Below are 15678 nucleotides of genomic sequence, written 5' to 3'. Positions count from 1 at the left end.
CTATGCCCGGCGGCATGGACGACCAGCAGTAAGGGAACTATGTGAAGCGAAGCAGTCCGCTGTCACCGCTGTTGCTGGGAGCCTTCGGGCTCCTGGCCCTTGACTTCCACCCGGTTGCCCACGCAGCCGATGACATAGACCCCCAACTACGCCAGATCGGGCCATCGCTGTTACGCGATGCGCCCGAAGCGGTGCCCGCCCGCCCGCCCATCGGCATGGCCCCGGTCGCCAGCGGCGAGCGCCTGGGGTTGACCGATGCGGTGCTGCAGGCCGCACAGTGGCACCCAAGCATCGCCGAGGCCGTCGGCAACCTGTACAAGCAGGGCGAAGGCATCAACGTCGCCCGCGCCGGGTACTACCCGCAAATTTCCGGCGGTATCCGCACCGGTTATGACACCGGCTACGGCGGCGACCGCAACAGCCAGGCCTTGAACCTGTCGCTCAAGCAAATGCTCTATGACTTCGGCAAGGTCGACAGCGCCGTCAGCGCGGCCCAGGCCGCCGCCGCTCGCGCCCAGGCCAATATCCTGCTGGTGGTCGACGAACTGGCTCGCGACACCGCCTATGCCTGGATCGAAACCCGCCGCTACGAGCAACTGATGACCATCGCCCGCGACCAGGTTCGCGGGGTTGGCGACATTGCCGGCATGGCCCGCCAGCGCAGCGACATGGGCGCCAGCACCCGTTCCGACGTGGTGCAGGCCGAATCTCGTGTGGAAAGCGCCCGCGCCACGCTCGAGGAGTACCAGTCGCAGTACGAGCGCTGGCGCTCGACCCTGGCGGCGCTGATGGGGCGTGTTACCCCACCAGCTCTGACCGAGGATTCACCCGCCGAGCTGAACCAGGCCTGCAAGCGCCCCGCGCAGGGCGATGACCGCCTGCCTGCGGTGCTGATGGCCCTGGCCCAGCGCGCCCAAGGCCAGGCCGAGCTGGCCCAGGCCAAGGCGGAGGCCTACCCGACGGTGTCGTTGCAACCGCAGGTCAACCATTACCTGGACAACGACTACAACCGCGACAACTCACGCATGGACCGCACCCAGGCGGGCATCTACCTCAACGTCGAAGTGCCCATTTACCAGGGCGGTGCCATCAGTGCCCGCACCCGCGCTGCCGGCCATGCGCTGACCGCCGCCGATTCCGCCGAAGATGCAGCACGCCTGCAGGCGCGTCGGGGCCTGGCCGAGGCCATGGCGCAAACCTCCGGGCTGGGCCGCCGGCTGACGTCGCTGGAAGCGCGCCAGGTCAGCATCCAGGAAGCACGCATGCTTTACGGCCGCCAATACCTGGACCTGGGCACGCGGCCACTGCTCGACCTGCTCAACGCCGAGCAGGAGATCTACCAGTCACGCTTCGAACTTGCCGGCACCCGCTCCGACCTGCTGCGCCTGGATGTCGACTGCCTGTACAACACCGGCGCCCTGCGCACGGCCTTTGGCCTTGAGGGGCGCAACCTGCAAGGTGTGGAGATCCAGCCATGAGCGATCCGATCAATGTAACCCTGCCCAACCAGGCGCCTGCCCCAGCGGCCGAAGAAGCTCATCGGCCAGACCTTGGGCCGTGGCTGGAAGTGATGCTTCAGGTCGCACACCACTACCGCCTGGACGTGTCGCCCCAGCGCATTCGCCTGGCCGCCGTGGAGGATGCTCGCCCACTGGACGAAATCCTCCGGCACATGGCCCGCCAGGCCGGGCTGGCCCTGCGCTTCGTGCGCTTCGATGCCAAGGGCCTGCGGCAATGGCGCACGCCGCTGGTGCTGGAGCTGGACGATGGCCAGCTGGCAGTGGTCGAGTCGGTGACCGAAGAGGACGACGTGGCGGTGGTGTTCGCCGGCGACCAGGGCCTGACCTCGCGCCTGCCACGCGACACCCTCAAGGGCCGCATCAACCGCGTTGCCCTGCTGCGCCCGGCAAGGCCGCTGCGTGACGTGCGCACCGACGACTACACCGCGCCCTACGACCGCCACTGGTTCGCCCGCATCGTGCTGCGCGACCTACGCCCCTATGGCCAGGTGATGGTCGCCTCGCTGGTGGCCAACGTGCTGGCGCTGGCCGGGGTGCTGTTCTCGATGCAGGTGTACGACCGGGTGATCCCGGCCGAATCCCTGCCAACCCTTTACGTGCTGTTTGGTGGCGTGGTGCTGGCACTGGTGTTCGACTTCAGCATGCGCCTGCTGCGGCTGAAGGTGACCGACCTGCTCGGCAAACGCGCCGACTTGCGGGTAAGCGACCTGGTCTACGGGCATGCCCTGCGCCTGCGCAACTCGGTGCGGCCGAAATCCACTGGCTCGTTCATCTCGCAACTGCGCGAACTGGAGTCGATTCGCGATCTGATCACCTCAAGCACCGCCACGGCGCTGGCCGATCTGCCGTTCTTTCTGCTGTTCCTGTTGGTGTTCTGGCTGATCGGCGGCGTGCTGGTGTTCATCCCACTGGTCGCGTTGCTGGCCATGGTCCTGCCCGGGTTGCTCGCGCAACGGCGCCTGGCACGGCTTGCCAATGCCTCGATGCGCGAGTCGGCGCTGCGCAACGCCATGCTGGTAGAGAGCATCCAGGGCCTGGACGAGATCAAGGCACTGCAGGCAGAGGCACGCTTCGAGCGGCAGTGGAACCAGTACAACGCCGCTTGCGCGCACACCAACCTGCGCCTGCGCACCCTCACCAACGGCCTGGTGACCTGGACGCAGAACGTGCAGGGCGCGGTGTTCGCCGTGGTCATCGTGATCGGTGCACCCATGGTCATCGCCGGCGACCTCACGACCGGTAGCCTGGTGGCGGCGTCGATGCTGTCGTCGCGGATGATGGCCCCGCTGGCGCAACTGACCCATGTGCTGACCCGCTGGCAGCAAGCCAAGGTAGCCCTCCAGGGCCTGGACAAGCTGATGCAGTCGCCGGTCGACCACCCCGAAGGCGAAGCCCGCGTGCACCTGCCGGCCATCCGTGGCGAGTACCGCTTGCGCCAGGCCAACTTCCGCTACAGCGAAGAGTCCCCACCGGTACTGAACATCGGCCAGCTGGATATCCAGCCGGGCGAGCGCATTGCCGTGCTTGGGCGCAACGGTGCTGGCAAATCGACCTTGCTGCAAGCCTTGGGCGGGGCCATGGACCTGGTACAAGGCGAGATCAGCCTGGACGGCATCGCCATGGCCCACCTCGACCCTGCCGACCTACGCCGTGATGTGGGCCTGCTGCCGCAATACGCGCGGCTGTTCCACGGCACCCTGCGGAAAACCTCACCCTTGGCGCCGGCCAGGCCAGCGACCAGGAACTGGTGGCCGCGCTGGCCACCACCGGCGCGCTGGACTTCGTCCGCCGTCTGCCCAAGGGCATGGACCACCTGATCCTCGAAGGCGGCCTGGGCTTGTCCGGCGGCCAACGCCAGGCCCTGGTGCTGTCGCGCCTGCTGGTGCGCCAGCCGCAGGTGCTGCTGCTGGACGAGCCGACCGCGTCGCTGGACGACATGACCGAGCGCAAGCTGCTGGATAACCTCGAACGCTTCTGCCAGGGCCGCACCCTGGTGATCGCCACCCACCGTCTGAGCGTGCTGCAACGGGTCGACCGCATTCTGGTGCTGGATGCCGGGCGCATCGTCATCGACGACGCGCGCGACGCCGCCCTGGCCAAACTGCAAGGAGCCCAGGCATGAGCAACCATGAACTTCCGGCCTCCTACCTGGACGGGCAGGACGATCAGGCGGTATTCCGCGCCGGCCGCATCATCACCCTTTGCGCGCTGATGCTGGCGGCGTTCCTGGCCTGGGCGGCCTGGTTCGAGGTGACCGAAGTGTCCACCGGTACCGGTAAGGTCATCCCCAGTTCGCGCGAGCAGGTGATCCAGTCATTCGAGGGCGGCATCGTCGCGCAGATGAGCGTGGCCGAAGGCGACCTGGTCGAGCGCGGCCAGGTGCTGGCCCAGCTCGACCCGACCAAAACCGCTTCCAGCGTTGGCGAAAGCGAAGCCAAGTACCGTGCCGCCAAGGCGAGCCAGGCCCGCCTGCAGGCAGAAGTGACCGGCAAACCGCTGACCTTCCCGGAAAGCCTGCGCGACTCTCCCGACCTGATCGATGCCGAAACCGCCCTGTACCAGACCCGACGCCGTGGCCTGGAACAGACCCTGGCTGGCATTCAGGACTCGCTGCAACTGGTGCGCAGCGAGCTGCAGATCACCGAGAACCTGGCGAAGATGGGCGCCTCCAGCCGGGTCGAGGTGATCCGCCTGAACCGCCAGCGTTCAGAGCTCGAGCTCAAGGCCAACGAAGCCCGCTCCGACTACCTGGTACGTGCCCGGGAAGAACTGGCCAAGGCCAGCGCCGAAGCGGACAGCCTGTCGGAAGTGATCCGCGGGCGCAGCGACTCGCTCACCCGCCTGACCCTGCGCTCGCCGGTGCGCGGCATCGTCAAGGACATCGAAGTCAATACCTTGGGCGGCGTGGTGCAACCGGGCGGCCAGGTAATGAAAATCGTGCCGATGGACGAGCGCCTGTTGATCGAAACCCGCATCGCCCCGCGTGACATCGCCTTCATCCACCCCGACCAGGCGGCCAAGGTCAAGATCAGTGCCTATGACTACTCGGTGTATGGCGGGCTGGATGGCAAGGTGGTGGGGATTTCGCCGGATACCCTGCAGGATGAGGTGAAGCCGGAGATCTACTACTACCGCGTGTTCATCCGCACCGAGCAGGACAGCTTGCAGAACAAGGCCGGCAAGCATTTCGCGATCGTGCCGGGGATGATTGCCACGGTGGATATCCGCACCGGTGAGAAGACCATCCTCGATTACCTGATCAAGCCGCTGAACCGGGCCAAGGAGGCCCTGCGCGAACGGTAGTGCATGCCTTGAGTTTTGTGTTGTTGGGGCGACCGAGCGCCGCCCCAACAACACAAAACTCAAGACAATCCCACCAAACCCTAAAGCCCAACCCAAACAGGCCGATAACCGGTTATTCCCTGTTCCCCACCGAAGGTCACCATGGCCACGCAAAATGCCCGCGCGGACTCGCTGTCCCTGCTGCTGTTCACCCTGCGCAGCGGCAAGCTGATGGCAATCAACCTGCTCAAGGTCAGCGAGATCATTCCCTGCCCGTCTCTGACCAAGCTGCCCGAGTCGCACCCCCATGTGAAAGGTGTGGCAACCCTGCGCGGCCATTCGCTGTCGGTCATCGACCTGTCCCGCGCCATCGGTGAACAACCACTGGCCGACCCGCAGGGTGGCTGCCTGATCGTCACCGAGATCAGCCGCTCGCGCCAGGGCCTGCATGTGCAGGCGGTCAGCCGCATCGTGCATTGCCTGAGCACCGACATCAAACCGCCGCCCTATGCCTCGGGCAACCGCTCGTTCATCACCGGCGTGACCCGCGTCGACAACACCCTGGTGCAGGTGCTGGACATCGAGAAGGTCATTCACGCCATCGCCCCGCCCGTGGCGGAGCCTGCGCACGGCACCTTGAGCGAAGAAGACGCAAGCCTGCTGGCCGCCGCCAACATCCTGGTGGTGGACGACAGCCAGGTGGCCCTGCAGCAGTCGGTGCACACCCTTCGCAACCTGGGCATAGAGTGCCACACCGCACGCAGCGCCAAGGATGCCATCAACGTGCTGCTGGAGCTGCAGGGCACCGCGCAGGAGATCAACATCATCGTCTCCGATATCGAAATGAGCGAAATGGACGGCTACGCCTTCACCCGTACCCTGCGTGAAACACCCGACTTCCAGCACCTGTACGTGCTGCTGCACACCTCGCTGGACAGTGCCATGAGCAGCGAAAAGGCGACCCAGGCCGGGGCCAATGCCATCCTTACCAAGTTCTCTTCACCGGAACTGACCGATTGTCTGGTGGTGGCCGCGCGTACCGTGGTATTCGCCGAGCACTGATATATTCAGAGACAATCTCCCCGGCTTGCCGTCGGGGGTGAGTCGGGCATAATTTGCGCCCTTCGCAAGAAAATTGCCGGAATCACGTATGAAGTTTTTCAGCGCCATCCTGATCAGCTGTGCCCTCTTCAGCGGTATTGCCCAGGCCTCAAGCAGCCAGGCCTGGAACGAGCAGCGCCAGCAGATGCTAAAAGCCTGCTTGGCCGCCAGCCAGTTCAAGGACGCCCACGCCCGCGGCAAGCCCGCCGAGTTCGATGACCAGGTGGGCATGAGTGCCCTGCTCATTGAAGGCGTGTACCCGCAAAAGCACATGCAGAAGCGCACCGGCACCGAACTGTGCCTATACGACCGCCAGCACCAGCGTGCCTTCGTCAGCGAATGGAGCCCGGAAGCCAAGTGACCGACAGCTTGCGTTTCGGCTGTACCGGCTGCGGCAAATGCTGCACCGGGCACCATGTACCTTTGACCCTGGCCGAAGCGCGCCGCTGGGCGCAGGATGCAGGCCAGGTAATCGTGCTGATCGAGGCCTTCGTGACCGACGGCCCCGGTATGCCGCTGGAGCAGCGTGATCATGTGCTGCGCCGTTCCCATCCGGTGCAGTGCGGCGACGGCGAGGCACGCGTTTCGGTGACCTTTGCCGCATTCAACCCTGGGCGTTGCCGCAACCTCGACGACAACGACCTGTGCACCATCTATGACCAGCGCCCGCTGGTCTGTCGCATCTATCCGGTGGAAATCAACCCCCATATTCCGCTACGCCCGGACACCAAGGACTGCCCGCCGGAGGCCTGGCAACAGGGCCCGGAGCTGATCCATGGCACGCAGTTGGTCGACGCCGAGCTAAAGGCGCTGGTACAAGCCTCGCGCCAGGCCGACCGCGACGACATTGCCATCAAGGTGGCGGTGTGCCAGGCACTGGGCATGACGACCAGTGCGCTCAAGGGCAATGGGTTTACCGCGTACCTGCCAGACATGGGGGCGTTTGCCACGGCCCTGGCACAGGTGCAGGGAGATGACGCAGCGCAGTGGACCTTGCATGTGCAGGATGAAGCGCTGGCGGGGAGCTTGCAGGGGCTTGGTTTGCGCACGACCAACGAAACCCCGCTGTACTACGCCTTTATCGGTTTCTAGCCAAGACGCACGCCCCCCTTGTAGGAGCGGCCTTGTGTCGCGATCGGGCTGCGAAGCAGCCCCCGGATTTCAGCGTTACCCCATAGATTGCCGGGGCCGCTTCGCGGCCCGATCGCGACACAAGGCCGCTCCTACACGGAATCGTATTCTGCGGCAGGCGAAACTGACAGCGCTGTCAGCCAGCGGTCACGCTGCCGACCCGGTTGGGGGGCTATAAGATTGAATACCGACAACCGTTCCCTCCTACCTGGTCAAGGTGCCCGCACCGATGCGACGTCCGTCCCGCTCAGTCATCCTCGCCGCCTTGGCGCTTCTGGTCCTGGTGGTAGCGGGCATCTGGTTCGGCCAGCGCCAACCCGAACCGGCCGCCCGCGCACAAACCGCCATCCCTGTGCGCGTTGTCAGCGTTGCCCAGCAAGACGTGCCGCGCTATGCCAGCGCCATCGGCTCGGTGCTGTCGTTGCACAGCGTCGAGGTCAGGCCGCAAGTCGAGGGGATACTCACGCAAGTGCTGGTCAAGGAAGGTCAGTGGGTCAAGGAGGGCGACCTGCTCGCCACCCTCGATGATCGCAGCATCCGCGCCAGCCTCGACCAGGCCCGCGCCCAGCTCGGCCAAAGCCAGGCTCAGATCCAGGTGGCCGGCGTCGACCTCAAGCGCTACCGCCTGCTCAGCAGCGATGACGGCGTGTCCAAGCAGACCCTTGACCAGCAACAGGCGCTGGTCAACCAGTTGCAGGCCACGGTCAAGGGCAACCAGGCCGCCATCGCCAACGCCGAGGTGCAACTCTCCTACACGCAGATCCGCTCGCCGGTCACCGGGCGCGTCGGCATCCGCAACGTCGACCCTGGCAACCTGGTGCGCACCAGCGATACCCAAGGGCTGTTCAGCGTCACCCAGATCGACCCGATCGCCGTCGAATTCGCCCTGCCACAGCAAATGCTGCCAACCCTGCAGAGCCTGCTGAAGGCGCCAACCCCGGCGCTGGTGCAGGCCTATATGGACGCCGATGGCGAACGCAGCCTGCTCGGCGAAGGCCATCTGGCACTGATCGACAACCAGATTTCCGCCACCACCGGCACCGTGCGGGTAAAAGCCGAGTTCGACAACAAGGACGGCCGCCTGTGGCCAGGCCAGTTGGTCACCATTCGCCTGCGCACAGCTGTGGAAGAAAACGCCCTGGTGGTGCCGCCGCCCGTGGTGCAACGCGGCGTCGACGGGCACTTCGTCTACCGCCTGGACGGCGACAAGGTCACCAGCGTGCCGGTCAAGGTGCTGTACCAGGACAGCGGGTTGAACATCATAGCCGGGGTCAAGCCGGGCGAGCGCCTGGTGCTCGATGGCCAGTCGCGGCTCAAGCCGGGCTCACGGGTCGAGATCACCCATGACGCCCCCGTGCCGTCGGAAATGGCGGATCGCCGGAGCCAGCCATGAACACGCGCAACGGTGTTTCGGCCTGGTGCATCGACCATCCCATCGCCACCTTGCTGCTGACCTTCGCCCTGGTGCTGCTGGGAGCCATCGCCTTCCCGCGCCTGCCGGTGGCGCCACTGCCCGAGGCAGACTTCCCGACCATCCAGGTCACGGCCCAACTGCCCGGCGCCAGCCCGGAAACCATGGCCTCGTCGGTCGCCACGCCCCTGGAAGTGCAGTTCAGCGCCATCCCCGGCATGACCCAGATGACCAGCAGCAGTGCGCTGGGCTCGACCACCCTGATCTTGCAGTTCACCCTGGACAAGAACATCGACACTGCCGCCCAGGAAGTACAGGCAGCGATCAACACCGCCACTGCGCGCCTGCCGCAAGACCTGCCCAACCCGCCGACCTGGCGCAAGGTCAACCCAGCCGACAGCCCGGTGCTGGTAATGACGGTCAGTTCCGACCAAATGCCCGGCAACGAGCTCAGTGACTACGCCGAAACCCTGCTGGCCCGCCAACTGAGCCAGATCGAAGGGGTGGGCCTGATCAACATCACCGGCCAATTACGCCCGGCCATCCGCGTGCAGGCGCAGCCCGAAAAACTGGCCGCCATCGGCCTGACCCTGGCCGACCTGCGCCAGGCCATCCAGCAAACCAGCCTGAACCTGGCCAAGGGCGCGCTGTACGGCGAGCACAGCGTGTCGACCATCGCCGCCAACGACCAGCTGTTCCACCCCGAGGACTACGCGCAACTGATCGTCTCGTACCGCGACGGCGCCCCCGTGCACCTGAAGGACGTGGCCAAGGTGATCAACGGCGCCGAAAACGCCTATGTCAAAGCCTGGTCCGGCGACCAGCCGGGGCTGAACCTGGTGATCTTCCGCCAGCCTGGGGCCAACATCGTCGATACCGTGGACCGGGTACTGGCCGCCCTGCCCAAGCTGCAAGAGATGCTGCCGGCCTCGGTCGAGGTGTCGGTGCTGCAGGACCGCACCCAGACCATTCGCGCCTCGCTGCACGAAGTGGAGCTGACCCTGATGATCGCAGTGGCCCTGGTGATCGGGGTCATGGCGCTGTTCCTGCGCCAGTGGTCGGCGACAATGGTGGTGTCCAGCGTGCTCGGTGTATCGCTGATCGCCAGCTGCGCGCTGATGTACGTACTGGGTTTCAGCCTGAACAACCTCACCCTGGTGGCCATCGTCATCTCGGTGGGCTTCGTGGTGGATGATGCCATCGTGGTGGTGGAGAACATCCATCGCCACCTGGAGGCCGGCGACGACAGCCGCACGGCGGCGCTCAAGGGCGCTGGGGAAATCGGCTTTACCGTGGTGTCGATCAGTTTCTCGCTGATTGCCGCGTTCATCCCGCTGCTGTTCATGGGCGGTGTGGTCGGCAGGCTGTTCAAGGAATTCGCCCTCACTGCCACCGCCACCATTTTGATTTCGGTGGTGGTCTCGTTGACCTTGGCGCCAACCCTGTGCGCACTGTTCATGCGCCGCCCGCCCGGCGAGCACAAGGGTGGGTTTGGCGAGCGCCTGGTCAAGTGGTATGAAAAAGGCTTGAACCGGGCCCTCGCCCACCAGCGCCTGACCCTCGGTGTATTCGGTGTGACCCTGGCGCTGGCGGTGGCAGGTTACGTGGGCATCCCCAAGGGCTTCTTCCCCCTGCAGGACACCGGCTTCATCCTGGGCACCAGCGAAGCGGCGGCGGATGTGTCATACCCGTCGATGATCGAGAAGCACCAGGCACTGGCCAAAATCATCGGCGCAGACCCTGCGGTGCGTGCGTTCTCCCATTCGGTGGGCGTTACCGGCAGCAACCAGACCATCGCCAACGGCCGCTTCTGGATCGCCCTCAAGCCGCGCGGCGAACGCGATGTCTCGGCCAGCGAACTGATCGACCGGCTGCGGCCCAAGCTGGCCCAGGTACCGGGCATCGTGCTGTACATGCGCGCCGGTCAGGACATCAACCTCAGCTCCGGGCCCTCGCGCACCCAGTACCAGTATGTGCTCAAGAGCAACGATGGCGACGCGCTTAACCTGTGGACCCAGCGCCTGACCGAACGCCTGCGGGAAAACCCGGCGTTCCGCGACTTGTCCAATGACCTGCAGTTGGGCGCCAGTGTCACCCGCATCGATATCGACCGCCAGGCCGCAGCACGTTTCGGCCTGACCACCACCGACGTCGACCAGGCCCTGTACGACGCCTTCGGCCAGCGGCAGATCAGCGAATTCCAGACCGAGACCAACCAGTACAAGGTGATCCTGGAACTGGACGCGCGCCAGCGCGGCAAGGCCGAAAGCCTCAACTACTTCTACCTGCGCTCGCCGCTGACCAGCCAAATGGTGCCACTGTCGGCCGTGGCCCACGTGGCACCGCCCAGCACCGGGCCCCTGTCGATCAGCCACGATGGCCTGTTCCCAGCCGCCAACCTGTCGTTCAACCTGGCGCCAGGCGTGGCCTTGGGCGATGCGGTAAGCATCCTTGATCGCACCCAGCGCGAACTGGGCATGCCCGACTCGATCAGCGGCAACTTCCAGGGTGCGGCGCAGGCATTCCAGAGTTCGCTGTCGAGCCAGCCTTGGCTGATTCTGGCGGCACTGGTGGCGGTGTACATCATTCTCGGTGTGCTGTACGAAAGCTTCGTCCACCCGCTGACGATCATCTCCACCCTGCCCTCGGCCGGCCTGGGTGCGCTGATTTTGCTGTGGGCCATGGGCCAGGACTTCAGCATCATGGGGCTGATTGGAGTGGTGCTGCTGATCGGTATCGTCAAGAAAAACGGCATCCTGCTGATCGACTTCGCCCTCGAAGCGCAGCGCCATCACGGCCTGACACCTGAACAGGCGATTCACCAGGCGTGCCTGACGCGCTTCCGGCCGATCATCATGACCACCCTGGCAGCCTTGCTCGGCGCCGTGCCGCTGATGTTCGGTTTTGGTACTGGGGCCGAGCTGCGCCAACCGCTGGGCATTGCGGTGGTCGGCGGCCTGCTGGTGAGCCAGGCGCTGACGCTGTTCACCACCCCGGTCATATACTTGGCCCTGGAGCGCCTGTTCCACCGCCGCCAGGCTGCCCGAACGGCAGCGCCAAGTGCCAGTTAGGACAAGACCATGCGTGTGCTGATCATCGAAGACGAAGAAAAAACCGCCGACTACCTGCATCGCGGCCTGAGCGAACAGGGCTTTACCGTGGACCTGGCGCGGGACGGCATCGATGGCCTGCACCTGGCCCTGGAGGGTGACTACGCGGTAATCGTGCTGGATGTGATGCTGCCAGGCCTGGACGGTTATGGCGTGCTGCGCGCCTTGCGCGCTCGCAAGCAAACGCCGGTGATCATGCTGACCGCCCGCGAGCGTGTCGAAGACCGCATCCATGGGCTGCGTGAGGGCGCTGACGATTACCTGGGCAAGCCGTTCTCGTTCCTCGAACTGGTCGCCCGCCTGCAGGCCCTGACCCGGCGCAGCAGCAGCCACGAACCGCTGCAGGTGCAGGTGGCAGACCTGTGGATCGATCTGATGGCGCGCAAGGCCACTCGCGCCGGTCAACGCCTGGACCTGACGGCCAAGGAGTTCTCGTTATTGAGCGTGCTGGCCCGGCGGCAGGGTGAAATCCTGTCGAAGACGGCGATTGCCGAGCTGGTCTGGGACATCAACTTCGACAGCGATGCCAACGTCGTGGAAGTGGCGATCAAGCGCCTGCGCGCGAAACTCGACGGGCCTTTCGACAACAAGTTGCTGCACACCATCCGAGGCATGGGCTATGTCCTGGAAAACCGTGCGGGGTAACTCCATCGCGCTGCGCCTGTCGGCGTTGTTCATCCTGGTGGCGCTGGGTGTGTTCGTGCTGATCGGCTCGGCGCTGTACCGCCAGGTCGATCGCAGCCTCGACTTGCTGCCACAGGCGGAGCTGGATGCGCGCTTCAGCGTGCTCGAATCCACCCTCAACCGCTATGGCACACCCGACCACTGGGCCAAGATCAACAACAAGCTCAACCTACTTAGCGAAGAGGACAAGCGCATTCGCTTCTGGGTGGTCAGCAGCAACCCGGCCTATGAATACGGCCACCCCAGCGAGCTGGTGCGTGCCTTCGCCGAAGGGCCGCAAGGCATGCGCGACTTGCGTCTGCCTGACCGGCCCTACCCATACAAAGTACTGGTCAGCGAACTGCCGGCGCTGGGCGAGCGGCCGGCGTTGCGTTTTCTGATCGGCATTGACACCGAAACCTTCTGGCAGGCACAGCACAGCCTGCTGGTGGCGATTGTCGGGCTGGCCGTGCTTGGCGTGCTGCTGGCTTCAGTGCTGGGCTACTGGGTGGCGCGCATTGGCCTGCGGCCGCTGCTGGCGTTGTCCAACGAGGCCCAGGCACTGGCGCCACCTCGCCTGGACGGGCGCTTGCAGACCCACGCGCTGGCCCCGGAGCTGGCGCAGTTTGCCGGCGCCTTCAACGCTGCGCTCGACCGCGTCAGCCAGGCCTATTCGCGGCTGGAAGCGTTCAACGCCGACGTAGCCCACGAACTGCGTTCGCCGCTGACCAACCTGATCGGCCAGACCCAGGTGGCGCTGACCCGTGGCCGCAGCGCCGAGCACTACTTCGAAGTGCTGCAATCGAACCTGGAAGAGCTGGAGCGCCTGCGCAGCATCATCAACGACATGCTGTTCCTGGCCAGCGCCGATCAAGGCAGCAAGGCCACCGCCCTGACCCAGGCCTCGCTGGCCGAGGAAGTAGCGACCACCCTCGACTACCTGGATTACATCCTCGAAGACGCGCAGGTCAGCGTGAGCGTGACCGGCGACGCCCAGGCGCCGATTGAAAAAGCCCAGCTGCGCCGGGCGCTGATCAACCTGCTGAACAACGCCGTGCAGCACACCGCACCACACCAGGTGATCCAGGTGCAGATCGATGCCGGGCCGGAACAGGTCAGCATTGCCGTGAGTAACCCGGGGCCGGCAATTGATGATGAGCACCTGCCGTTACTGTTCGAACGTTTCTACCGGGTGGATGCTGCACGCAGCAACAGTGGTGGTGGCAACCATGGGTTGGGCTTGGCGATCGTCAAGGCGATCGCGCTGATGCATGGTGGGGAGGTGTTTGTACGCAGTGCAGCGGGGGCCAATACCTTCGGTATCCAGTTACCCACCCACAGGGACCGCGTCTAGGACGGTGGTTTGCGGCGAAAGTACTATTGCTTTCTCATGGATCGTTACCTTTTGCGCAACAGTGCTTATCGCACTTCGCTCTGTTTCAAGTGCATTGAAAGGGCTAACTTTACCCCCGTCCTCATTAGCACTTGCACCGCAAGAAGGTAGTTTCAAATGTCCAACAGTATGGGTATTGCCAGCGTCTTCGTCCTGTCTTCCCTGTTGTTGTCGCCCCTGGCCATGGCCGAAGAATCCCAGGCTTTCGTCGCCCGTAATGCTGAGTTCGCCGCTGTCCATCAAGAGGCCCGCGACGCGGTAGCCGCAAATAAGGCAGACGCCGCCAAAGACGCAAAACAGACAGCTTCCAAAGTTTCTGTCGATGCCAATGCCGACAGCTGATCACGCGCTGTCACTGCTCCCGTTTTCCCTTGGCTACGCCATGGGCACCACCGGTGCCGATATGTTAGCCTTTTAAAGCCGCTGCCAATCAGCGGCTTTTTTTATGTGCTTTAACTCTCAGCCCGGCTGTAACGTCACCCTATAAAAAAGACGCACATTCAAAAATAAAAACTGCCCCACCGTCAGACCAAAGGAGCTAGTACCGGTGCCTTCCGCGTTTCGTTTTACCCCGCTTTTCATTGCGTTGACTGCAACGATCCCTTTCGCCGCCCAGGCAGATGAAGACAAGGCTGATGGCTTCATCGAAGGGTCGTCCTTCAACCTGCATTTTCGTAATGCCTACTTCAACCGCGACAACCACAACGCTGGCGTGCGCGACACCCGCGAATGGGGCCAGGGCGCGGTTGCGCGCTTCGAGTCGGGTTACACCCCCGGTGTCATCGGCTTTGGCCTGGACGCCCATGCCATGTTGGGCCTGAAGCTCGACGGCGGTGGCGGCCATGCCGGCACCAGCATCCTGCCTGAGCACATCAAGGACGACGGCGAACTGGGGGCTGCCCCGCACTCGTTCTCCACGGCTGGCGCTGCAGTCAAGCTCAAGGCCTTCGACACCGAACTGAAAGCTGGTGACCTGTTCCTCACCAACCCGGTGATCGCCGGCGGCGAAACCCGCATGCTGCCGCAAACCTTCCGTGGTGTGAGCCTGACCAACACCAGCATCGACGGCCTGCTGCTCGAAGGCGGCCAGGTGAGCTTCACCCACCCCTACAACCAGAGCGGCCACCGCCGCATCGACACCTACTACGGGTCGCTGGACGAGCACGACAAGAGCAAGCACCTGAACTGGGCCGGCGCATCGTGGAGCGGTACCGAGAACATCACCGCCAACCTGTACGCCGCCGAGCTGAAGGACATCTGGAACCAGTACTACGCTGACTTCGACTACACCTACGTGGTCAACGACCTGGTCAGCCTGAACCCGGGCGTGCACTTCTACCACACCCAGGACACCGGCCAGGCCCTGCTGGGCAAGATCGACAACAACACCTACAGCGTGCACTTCACCGTGAACGCCGGGTTCCACAGCATCACCGCCGCCTACCAGCGCGTGAACGGCAACACGCCGTTCGACTACATCAACCTGGGCGACAGCGTGTACCTGGACAACTCGCGCATGTACTCGGACTTCAACGCGCCGAACGAGCGCTCGTGGAAGCTGCAGTACGACTATGACTTCGCCGGTGTCGGCGTGCCAGGCCTGACCACTTCGCTGTCGTACTCGCGCGGTGAAGCCGACCTGACCAAGGCCGCCCAGGACACCACGCATTACGACTACTACCGGGAAGATGGCAAGAACGCCATGCACTGGGAACGCGACCTGGACGTGAAGTACGTGTTCCAGGCGGGTGACCTGAAGGACCTGTCGGTACTGGTGCGCTACGCCACCCACCGTGGCAGCCAGGGTTATGCGTCGATCGACAGCAACAGCGACAACGACGAAGTACGCGTGATCGTGGATTACCCGCTTAACGTGTTCTGATCGCCGTTTGTAAACAATACATATGACTCTGTGGGAGCGGGTTCACCCGCGAACACCGGCGAAGCCGGTGCCAAGCACCGCGGTGGATTCTTCGCGGGTAAACCCGCTCCCACAGGGTTCGGCGTGAAGCCGAAATACAGCTCTGCGCGATTCCGTCGGACAAATCTTGTCCGACAATCTCTGCT

11 protein-coding genes and 1 pseudogene are annotated in these 15678 nt (G+C 64.3%); all 12 read left to right on the top strand.

The annotated features are described in order from the left end of the window. Nucleotides 1–41: 41 nt before the first annotated feature. Nucleotides 42–1478, top strand: a complete 1437-nt coding sequence (locus tag AB5975_14485; GenBank protein XDR22878.1) for a TolC family outer membrane protein — start codon at nucleotides 42–44, stop codon at nucleotides 1476–1478. Continuing rightward, a pseudogene (locus tag AB5975_14480) lies at nucleotides 1475–3642 on the top strand (type I secretion system permease/ATPase). Before AB5975_14485 ends, AB5975_14480 begins: the two are co-directional and overlap by 4 nt. Next, nucleotides 3639–4823 carry an HlyD family type I secretion periplasmic adaptor subunit gene (locus AB5975_14475; GenBank protein XDR22877.1) on the top strand — a complete coding sequence of 395 codons (1185 nt, stop codon included), beginning with the start codon at nucleotides 3639–3641 and terminating at the stop codon, nucleotides 4821–4823. The pseudogene AB5975_14480 and the gene AB5975_14475 overlap by 4 nt, the downstream one beginning before the upstream one ends. 141 nt (nucleotides 4824–4964) lie before the next feature. Then, nucleotides 4965–5864 carry a chemotaxis protein gene (locus AB5975_14470; protein XDR22876.1) on the top strand — a complete coding sequence of 300 codons (900 nt, stop codon included), beginning with the start codon at nucleotides 4965–4967 and terminating at the stop codon, nucleotides 5862–5864. Between the two features lie 88 nt (nucleotides 5865–5952). Beyond that, nucleotides 5953–6264, top strand: a complete 312-nt coding sequence (locus AB5975_14465; GenBank protein ID XDR22875.1) for a hypothetical protein — start codon at nucleotides 5953–5955, stop codon at nucleotides 6262–6264. After that, entirely contained in the window at nucleotides 6261–6995 is a 735-nt protein-coding gene (locus AB5975_14460; protein XDR22874.1) for a YkgJ family cysteine cluster protein, read from the top strand. Before AB5975_14465 ends, AB5975_14460 begins: the two co-directional genes overlap by 4 nt. Nucleotides 6996–7263: 268 nt before the next feature. Next, the gene (locus AB5975_14455) at nucleotides 7264–8427 is read left to right on the top strand and encodes an efflux RND transporter periplasmic adaptor subunit (protein ID XDR22873.1); all 1164 of its coding nucleotides are present in this window, start codon (nucleotides 7264–7266) and stop codon (nucleotides 8425–8427) included. Beyond that, nucleotides 8424–11516, top strand: a complete 3093-nt coding sequence (locus tag AB5975_14450; GenBank protein XDR22872.1) for a multidrug efflux RND transporter permease subunit — start codon at nucleotides 8424–8426, stop codon at nucleotides 11514–11516. The genes AB5975_14455 and AB5975_14450 overlap by 4 nt, the downstream gene beginning before the upstream one ends. A gap of 9 nt (nucleotides 11517–11525) precedes the next feature. Continuing rightward, nucleotides 11526–12200, top strand: coding sequence for a heavy metal response regulator transcription factor (locus tag AB5975_14445; protein XDR22871.1), 675 nt, complete (start codon nucleotides 11526–11528; stop codon nucleotides 12198–12200). After that, nucleotides 12175–13572, top strand: a complete 1398-nt coding sequence (locus AB5975_14440) for a heavy metal sensor histidine kinase (protein XDR22870.1) — start codon at nucleotides 12175–12177, stop codon at nucleotides 13570–13572. Before AB5975_14445 ends, AB5975_14440 begins: the two co-directional genes overlap by 26 nt. 156 nt (nucleotides 13573–13728) lie before the next feature. Continuing rightward, complete coding sequence (locus AB5975_14435) at nucleotides 13729–13953, top strand: hypothetical protein (protein XDR22869.1); 225 nt, start codon at nucleotides 13729–13731, stop codon at nucleotides 13951–13953. Nucleotides 13954–14158: 205 nt separating this feature from the next. Then, nucleotides 14159–15493, top strand: a complete 1335-nt coding sequence (locus AB5975_14430; GenBank protein XDR22868.1) for an OprD family porin — start codon at nucleotides 14159–14161, stop codon at nucleotides 15491–15493. Nucleotides 15494–15678: the final 185 nt, after the last annotated feature.

This window comes from Pseudomonas putida (genome assembly GCA_041071465.1).
Lineage (GTDB): Bacteria > Pseudomonadota > Gammaproteobacteria > Pseudomonadales > Pseudomonadaceae > Aquipseudomonas > Aquipseudomonas putida_P.
The sequence above is the reverse complement of the archived record's forward strand: the minus strand, read 5'-3'. Positions and strand labels throughout refer to the sequence as shown.

Excerpts from the sequence above, each read along its gene's own strand:
- AB5975_14475 (XDR22877.1), top strand. The coding sequence starts at position 3,639 with ATGAGCAACCATGAACTTCCGGCCTCCTACCTGGACGGGCAGGACGAT.
- AB5975_14470 (XDR22876.1), top strand. The coding sequence starts at position 4,965 with ATGGCCACGCAAAATGCCCGCGCGGACTCGCTGTCCCTGCTGCTGTTC.
- AB5975_14465 (XDR22875.1), top strand. The coding sequence starts at position 5,953 with ATGAAGTTTTTCAGCGCCATCCTGATCAGCTGTGCCCTCTTCAGCGGT.
- AB5975_14455 (XDR22873.1), top strand. The coding sequence starts at position 7,264 with ATGCGACGTCCGTCCCGCTCAGTCATCCTCGCCGCCTTGGCGCTTCTG.
- AB5975_14450 (XDR22872.1), top strand. The coding sequence starts at position 8,424 with ATGAACACGCGCAACGGTGTTTCGGCCTGGTGCATCGACCATCCCATC.
- AB5975_14445 (XDR22871.1), top strand. The coding sequence starts at position 11,526 with ATGCGTGTGCTGATCATCGAAGACGAAGAAAAAACCGCCGACTACCTG.
- AB5975_14440 (XDR22870.1), top strand. The coding sequence starts at position 12,175 with ATGTCCTGGAAAACCGTGCGGGGTAACTCCATCGCGCTGCGCCTGTCG.
- AB5975_14435 (XDR22869.1), top strand. The coding sequence starts at position 13,729 with ATGTCCAACAGTATGGGTATTGCCAGCGTCTTCGTCCTGTCTTCCCTG.